This is a genomic window from Nakamurella sp. (assembly GCF_048594475.1).
Taxonomy (GTDB): domain Bacteria; phylum Actinomycetota; class Actinomycetes; order Mycobacteriales; family Nakamurellaceae; genus Nakamurella.
In genome coordinates, this window is record NZ_JBMDXT010000493.1 from 1 (window position 1) to 7,942 (window position 7,942).

Below are 7,942 nucleotides of genomic sequence, written 5' to 3' on the forward strand. Positions count from 1 at the left end.
CGCTGGCCTCGGACTGCAACCCGGTGTCCTGCGGCAGCTCGTCGATGAACCTGGTGGTCGCCCTGGCGGTGCGCAGCTGCGGGCTGACCCCGGCCGAGGCGGTGCTGGCCGCGACGGCCGGGGGAGCGGCCGCGCTGCGCCGGCCGGACGTCGGCCACCTCGCGCCCGGCGCCCGGGCCGACCTGCACGTGCTGGACGCGCCGAGCCATCTGGCCCTGGTGCACCAGATCGGGATGCCGCTGACCGATCGGGTGATCCGGCACGGCGTGGCGGTCACCGGCTGAGCGCCGTGCTCCGACCCGGACGATTTTTCCCCGGTCCGGTCGCGCCCGGGCCCGCGGCGCGGGCCCGGTGAGGGATCATCGTGCCCGGTAGGCCGACCGGGGAGGCGCGACGGTGACACAGCCAACGACCACGACGCCAGGAGGGCGGCCCGCCCGGTCGGCGTACGACCGATGGGTGGCGGCCACCACCCGTCCGCTGGACGTCCTCGGCCTGATCTTCCTGATCGACTTCCTCATCGAGCGGCTCGTCCCCGACGGTCCGTCCTGGTGGGCGCCGTCGCTCACCCTCGTGTCGGTGCTGGTCTGGGTGGCGTTCGTCATCGACTACGTCGTCCGGCTGGCCCTGTCCCCGCACCGCTGGGCGTTCGTCAAGCAGCATCCGCTGGACCTGGTCATGGTGCTGCTGCCGATGCTTCGCGTGCTGCGGGCCATCCTGCTGATCCGGCGATCGTTCAAGAACGTCTCCACCGAGCGGATCGCCGGTTCCCTGCTGGCCATCGTGGCGGTGATCGTGGCCTCCGGGGCGATCCTCGAGTACGCGGTCGAGCACAACGCCCCCAACGCGAACATCACCACGCTCGGGCTGGCCTTCTGGTGGGCCATCGTCACCACCACCACGGTCGGCTACGGCGACACCTACCCGGTCACCCCCGTCGGCCGGGTCATCGCCTCGGTGATCATGCTGGTCGGCATCGGGTTGATCGGTACGGTGTCGGCCACCGTCGCGGCCTGGTTCGTCAAGCACAAGCCTCGGCGGCAACGGCGCCGGGCGGCCGGCGCCGGCGGGACGCCCGCCGACGGTGTCGACGGGGGTGTCGAGGGGGGTGCCGACGGGGGTGCCGACGGGGATGCCGGCGACGGTCTCGAGGACGGCCCGGACGGTGAGCCCGACGTGGCGGCCGCGCTCGCCGCGATGACCGCCCAGCTGCGCGAGCTGGCCGACCAGCAGGCCGAGCTGCGGCGGTCGATCGATCGGCTGAGCCTTGACGGGCGGCCTCCGCCCGGATAAGTTGTGCCTCCAAACAAATAAACGAACGGAGCGTCATGCCCCTGGTTGCCGGGGTCGATTCGTCGACCCAGAGCTGCAAGGTCGTCATCGTCGACGCCGACTCCGGCGCCCTGGTCCGCAGCGGTCGGGCCGCCCACCCCGACGGCACCGCGGTGCCGCCGGCGGCCTGGTGGTCGGCCCTGCAAGAGGCGATCGCCGCGGCCGGCGGCCTGGACGACGTCGCGGCGATCTCCGTCGCCGGCCAGCAGCACGGCATGGTCGCGCTGGACGAGCACGGCAATGTCGTCCGGGACGCGCTGCTGTGGAACGACACCCGCAGCGCCGACGCGGCCCGGCAGCTGATCGACGAGGTCGGCGCCCAGGAGTACGTGGACCGCACCGGGGTGGTGCCGGTGGCCTCGTTCACGGCCACCAAGCTGCGCTGGCTGCGGGACGCCGAGCCGGAGAACGCGGCCCGGGTCGCCGCCGTGGCCCTGCCCCACGACTGGTTGACCTGGCGGCTGCGCGGGTTCGGTCCGGCCGGCGAGAGCCCCCTCGGGCCCGATCTCGCCGAGCTCACGACGGACCGGTCGGACGCCAGCGGCACCGCCTACTTCTCGGCCGCCACCGGCGAGTACGACCGGGACCTGCTGGTCCGCGCGCTGGGTCACGACGCCGTGCTGCCCCGGGTGCTCGGGCCGGGGGAGGCCGCCGGCAAGGCCGGGCATCTGCTCGTCGGGCCGGGGGCCGGGGACAACGCCGGCGCGGCCCTTGGTCTGGGCGCGACCGAGGGTGACTGCATCGTCTCGATCGGCACGAGCGGCACCGTCTTCGCGGTCACCCCCGAACCCGTGCGGGACGCGACCGGCACGGTGGCCGGATTCGCCGACGCCAGCGGCGTCTTCCTGCCGCTGGTCGCCACGCTGAACGCGGCCCGGGTGCTCGACGCGGTGGCCGGGCTGCTCGGCGTCGACCACGGCGGCCTGGCCGAGCTCGCGCTGCAGTCCGTCCCGGGCGCCGGCGGCGCCGTGCTGGTGCCGTACTTCGAGGGGGAGCGCACCCCCAATCTGCCCACCGCCACGGCCTCGCTGACCGGGCTGACGCTGGCCTCGACCACGCGCCCGCACCTGGCCCGCGCGGCGATCGAGGGGATGCTCTGCGGGCTCGCGGACGGGCTCGACGCCGTGGTGCGGCAGGGTGTCCGGCCGGCCCGGCTGCTGCTGATCGGCGGGGCCGCCCTCAACCCGGCGGTGCAGGCCGTGGCCGCCCAGCTGTTCGGCGTGCCCGTCGTGGTGCCCACCCCGGGGGAGTACGTCGCCATGGGCGGGGCCGTGCAGGCGGCCTGGGTGCTCACCGGTCGGCGGCCGGCCTGGACCGTCGAGGCGGCCGCCGAGCTGCCGGCCGACCCGCAGCCGATCATCCGCGAGCAGTACGCGCGGGCGCAGTCCGCCTACTGAGCGAGCGTTCCCGCCAGAAGGGATCGCGGTCGATACTGCTGGCATGCGCAGCCGGCGCCCGGCGCCCGGGACGGGCATCGTCCGTCCCGGGTCGGTCCGAGCCGTCCGGCCGGCCGTGCTGCTGATGGCGGCGGTGCTCGTTCTGGCCGGTCCGACCGGGTGCACGGGGGCCGCGGAACCGGGCTGGACGGATGTCACCCCGCCCGGTGTGCATCCGTCGACCGTGTTCGCCGCGGCCGGCACGGTTCTGGTCGGCGGGCAGGAGGCGACGCCCGACGGCCGGCCGGCGCTGCGGCGGTGGGACGGTGCCGGCTGGGCGGTCGTGCCGGTGACGCCGGCCACCGGGTACGGGCAGGTCGCGACGTTCGTGGCCGGCGCCGTCGACCGGCAGGGTCGCGTCATGCTGATGGGCACCGCGACCGGCGGCGCGCACCTCAACCCGCGGTGGACGACCTGGATCGGGACCGTCACCGGTGAGGGGAGCGAGGGTGGGCCGACGGCCGGAGTCGTCGAGGAGCCGCAGACGGCGGAGACCTTCGGAGGCTGGGACGCCGGCGGCGTCACCGCCGTGACCTACGGCGCCGACCCGTCCGTCGTCGGCGCCTGGAGCGTCGGTGCGGGGGCGACCGGGATCGCCGTGTGGCGGCACCAGGGATCGACGTGGGTCCGGCAGGCGAGCCCGCCGGAGTTCGCCGGGGCGCCGCCGGCGATCACCGAGGGGGCGACCGCCGCGGCCGCCGTCGGTGCGATGACGGTGCTCGTGGGCCTGCAGACCGAGCTGACCGGCGGCACGGTGCACCAGCGCGCGCAGCTGTGGCGATCCACCGGCTGGCCGACCGCGGGGCCGTGGATCCGGCTCGACCTGGACCCGGCCCCGGCGTTGGCGACCGGATCGACCACCGAGCCCGCCACCGGATCGACCGGTCAACCGGGCACCGGACGGGCCACCGGGTCGCCCACGGGGCCGACGGTCCGGTCGTCGACCGCCGGGCCGACCGCCGGGGACCCGGGCAGCGACCGAGGCGCCGGCCCGGCCGCCGGGGGTACGGGTGCGGGCCCGACCGGTGCGGGTTCGGCCACCCCGGGGCCCCCGGACAGCGTGGCGACCGATGTGACGTGCACCGTCCAGGACTGCCTGGTCGCCGGGCGCCGGGACGGCCGGCTCGCGGTCTGGCGGGTGGCCGGTGACCGGGTCGAACCGGTGCCGGTACCGGACCAGGCCGTCGACCCCGCCGCAGCGCCTCGGATCGCGCGGGACGGCACGCGGACCGTGGTCGCTGTGGGGACGGGGCCGCAGACCCCGGCCCAGCTGCTGCTGGGAACCGGCGACGGGGACTGGGCGGCCGTGGCCGGCCCGCCGGGTGACGTCCGCGGGCTCGCCGTCGACGCGGGCGCCGTCCTGCTGCTGCGGCGGGACGCTGCCGGGACGCAGGACCTCCAGCGACGGCCGGCCTAGTGGCGCCCGGCCGGACCGCCCGGGCCGGACCGGGCCGGTTCGCATGCGGATTGGGCCGGTCGGCGGGCGGCGGACCGGGCCGGTTCGCGGGCGGCGGACCGAGCCGGTTCGCGGGCGGACCCGGGCATGACCCGCGACGCGGCGGCCCGAACGCGCCCGCCCGACCGGCGAGCCCGCTCGCGCGCAGCTCACCGGCGTCGCCGCGCCTACCGCGCGAACGCGGCGGCGATCACCGCCTGCTGCTCCACCTCGTGCACCTTGGCCGACCCGGCCGACGGCGCGGCCATGGCGCGCCGGGAGACGCGCTGCAGGCCGGTCAACCGAGGGAGCATCTCCGGCAGGGCCAGGGCCAGGAACGTCCAGGCGCCCTGGTTGGCCGGTTCCTCCTGCACCCAGCGGAAGTCCATGACGTTCGGGTACGACTCGAGCACGTGCAGCAGCTTGCGCCGCGGCACCGGGTAGATCTGCTCCAGCCGGACGATCGCGGTGTCGGTGATGTCGTGGGCCTTGCGGTACGCGTCGAGCTCGTAGTACAGCTTTCCGCTGGTCAGCAGCACCTTCTTGGCGTGCAGCGGGGCGACCGTGGTGTCCGCGATGACCGACTCGAACTTGCCGCCGGTGAAGTCCTTCACCGACGAGACGGCGGCCTTGTTCCGCAGCATCGACTTGGGGGTGAAGACGACCATCGGGCGGTGCACGCCGTCCAGCACGTGCCGGCGGAGCAGGTGGAAGTAGTTCGCCGGGGTGGACGGGACGGCGATCGTCATCGAGCCCTCGGCGCACAGCTGCAGGAACCGCTCGATCCGGCCCGACGTGTGGTCCGGACCCTGCCCCTCGTGAGCGTGCGGCAGCAGCAGGACCACGCCGGACTGCTGGCCCCACTTGGCCTCGCCGGAGGACAGGTACTCGTCGATGACCGACTGGGCGCCGTTGACGAAGTCGCCGAACTGCGCCTCCCACAACACCAGCGCGTCGCGGTTGGCGACCGAGTAGCCGTACTCGAAGCCCAGCGCGGCGTACTCGCTGAGCGCCGAGTCGTAGATCAGGACGCGACCCTGCTCATCCGAGAGATGCTGCAGCGGAAGGTATTCGGCGCCGGTGCTGCGGTCGATCAGGGCCGAGTGGCGCTGCACGAAGGTGCCGCGCCTGGTGTCCTGACCGGCGAACCGGACCAGCCGGCCCTCCATCGCGATCGAGCCGAGGGCGAGCAGCTCGCCGAACGCCCAGTCGATGCCGCCCTCGCGGGCCATCTCGGCCCGCCGCACCAGCACCTGCTTGACCCGCGGGTGCGGGGTGAAGCCCTCGGGGTAGTCCAGGGCGACGTCGGCGATGCGCTCCATCACCGACTGGCTGATCTTGGTCTCGACCCGCGGCGGGATCGGCTGCTCCGCCTCCACCGACGGGGACGGCGCGACGACGGCCCGCTCGAGCTCGCGGACCTCGTTGAACACCCGTTCCAGCTGGGTGTGGTAGTCGCGCAGCGCCTCTTCGGCGTCCTCGGGCGTGATGTCGCCGCGGCCGATCAGGGCCTCGGTGTAGATCCGGCGCACCGACCGCTTGCCGTCGATGATCTGGTCCATCAGCGGGTTGGTCCTCGACGGGTCGTCGCCCTCGTTGTGCCCGCGGCGGCGGTAGCACACCATGTCGATCACGACGTCGCGGCCGAACGTCTGCCGGTACTCGACGGCCAGCCGGGCCACCCAGACCGCCGCCTCGGGGTCGTCCCCGTTCACGTGGAAGATCGGCGCCTGGATCATCTTGGCCACGTCGGTGCAGTACTCGCTGGACCGCGACGACTCGGGCGCGGTGGTGAACCCGACCTGGTTGTTGATGATCACGTGCATGGTGCCGCCGGTGCGGTAGCCGCGCAGCAGCGACAGGTTCAGCGTCTCGGCGACCACGCCCTGCCCGGCGAACGCGGCGTCGCCGTGGATGGCGATGGGCATCACCGTGTAGCCCTCTTCACCCAGGTTCAGCATGTCCTGCTTGGCCCGGGCGACACCCTCCAGCACCGGGTCGACGACCTCCAGGTGGGAGGGGTTGGCGCACAGCGTGACGTCCACCTGGCCCTCGCCGAACGGGCGGATGTACTTGCCCTCGGCGCCCAGGTGGTACTTGACGTCGCCCGAGCCGTGCGCCTGGCCCGGGTCCATGTTGCCCTCGAACTCGCGGAAGATCTGCGAGTACGGCTTGCCGACGATGTTGGCCAGGACGTTGAGCCGGCCGCGGTGCGCCATGCCGATGACGACCTCGTCCATGCCGTACTCGGCCGACTTGTTCAGCGCCGCGTCGAGCAGCGCGATGACCGTCTCGCCGCCCTCCAGCGAGAACCGCTTCTGCCCGATGTACTTGGTCTGCAGGAAGGTCTCGAACGCCTCGGCGCTGTTGAGCCGGCCCAGGATGTACTTCTGCTCCTCCACCGGCGGCTTGTCGTGGATGACCTCGACCCGCTGCTGGATCCAGCGCCGCTGCACCGGATCCATGATGTGCATGTACTCGATGCCGACGGTCCGGCAGTAGGAGTTGCGCAGCACGCCCAGGATGTCGCGCAGTTTCATGTAGTCGCGGTCGTTGAACCCGCCGACGGCGAACTCGCGGTCCAGGTCCCACAGGGTCAGGCCGTGCGAGAGCACGTCCAGGTCGGGGTGCCGGCGCTGGCGGTAGTTCAGCGGGTCGGTGTCGGCCATCAGGTGGCCGCGGGTCCGGTAGGCGTCGATGATCTCGAGGACCCGGGCGGTCTTGTCGATCTGCCCGTGCCCGCCGGAATCGAGGTCGCGGACCCACCGCACCGGCTCGTAGGGGATCCGCAGCGAGGCGAACACGTCGTCGTAGAACTGGTCCTCGCCGATCAGCAGCTGGTGGATCCGGCGCAGGAACTCGCCCGACTCGGCGCCCTGGATGACCCGGTGATCGTAGGTCGAGGTCAGCGTGATGATCTTGGAGACGCCCAGGTCGGCCAGCGTCTGGTCGGAGGCGCCCTGGAACGCGGCCGGGTACTCCAGCGCCCCGACCCCGATGATGGCCGACTGGCCCTCCATCAACCGCGGCACCGAGTGGTTGGTGCCGATCCCGCCCGGGTTGGTCAGCGAGATGGTGGTGCCCTGGTAGTCCTCGGCGGCCAGCTGGCCCTGCCGGGCCCGGCGCACGACCTGCTCGTAGGCGCTCCAGAACTGGGTGAAGCTCATCGTCTCGGCGCTGCGGATCGGCACCACGACCAGGTTCCGCGCGCCGCCCTTGCCGGGCAGGTCGATGGCCAGACCGAGGTTGACGTGGGCCGGGGTGACCATGGCCGGCTTGCCGTTGACCTCGGCGTAGTGCCGGTTCATGTTCGGGTAGTCGCTGATCGCCCGGACGATGGCGTAGCCGATGAGGTGGGTGAAGGAGATCTTCCCGCCGCGGTTGCGCTTGAGGAAGTTGTTGATGACGATGCGGTTGTCGGCCATCAGCTTGGCCGGCACGGCCCGGACCGAGGTGGCGGTCGGCACCTCCAGCGAGGACGTCATGTTCTTGACCACCATGGCCGCGGCGCCGCGCAGCGGGGTGGTGGTCAGCCCGTCACCCTCCGCGTCGTGCGCGGCCTTGGCCGCCTTGGCCGCCTTCGCGGCCATCATGTCGTCGGGGGTGGCCGTGGTGGCCGGCCGCTTGACCGGTGCCGCCGGGGCCACGTCGACGTTCTCCTTGCCGCCGGCCGGCGGCGTCGGCCGGGCCGCCGGACTGGCCGCGGCGGCCCGCTGCGGCCGGCTGGGCGGGGGCGGCG

Annotated in this window: 5 protein-coding genes; 4 read left to right on the forward strand and 1 reads right to left on the reverse strand. The window is 73.4% G+C overall.

Annotation, left to right across the window (positions count from 1 at the left end; genetic code table 11):
* The 4 genes from ACOJUF_RS22305 to ACOJUF_RS22320 form a co-directional block, all read left to right on the forward strand.
* Positions 1–284 (forward strand): amidohydrolase family protein (locus tag ACOJUF_RS22305; RefSeq protein ID WP_420124009.1); only part of this gene is annotated, 284 nt, incomplete at its 5' end.
* 175 nt (positions 285–459) lie between these two features.
* Complete coding sequence (locus ACOJUF_RS22310; protein ID WP_420124010.1) at positions 460–1,293, forward strand: potassium channel family protein; 834 nt, start codon at positions 460–462, stop codon at positions 1,291–1,293.
* A 35-nt stretch (positions 1,294–1,328) separates the two neighbouring features.
* The gene (gene xylB, locus ACOJUF_RS22315) at positions 1,329–2,729 is read left to right on the forward strand and encodes a xylulokinase (protein ID WP_420124011.1); all 1,401 of its coding nucleotides are present in this window, start codon (positions 1,329–1,331) and stop codon (positions 2,727–2,729) included.
* 43 nt (positions 2,730–2,772) lie between these two features.
* A complete protein-coding gene (locus tag ACOJUF_RS22320) occupies positions 2,773–4,185 on the forward strand; it encodes a hypothetical protein (protein ID WP_420124012.1) in 1,413 nt (470 codons plus the stop codon).
* Positions 4,186–4,391: 206 nt separating this feature from the next.
* Here ACOJUF_RS22320 and ACOJUF_RS22325 read toward each other — a convergent pair.
* The coding region (locus ACOJUF_RS22325) for a multifunctional oxoglutarate decarboxylase/oxoglutarate dehydrogenase thiamine pyrophosphate-binding subunit/dihydrolipoyllysine-residue succinyltransferase subunit (protein ID WP_420124013.1) at positions 4,392–7,942 on the reverse strand (3,551 nt) is incomplete at its 5' end.

What these genes read in the sequence shown, in the direction of transcription:
- xylB (WP_420124011.1), top strand. Translation starts at nt 1,329, where the DNA reads ATGCCCCTGGTTGCCGGGGTCGATTCGTCGACCCAGAGCTGCAAGGTC.
- ACOJUF_RS22320 (WP_420124012.1), top strand. Translation starts at nt 2,773, where the DNA reads ATGCGCAGCCGGCGCCCGGCGCCCGGGACGGGCATCGTCCGTCCCGGG.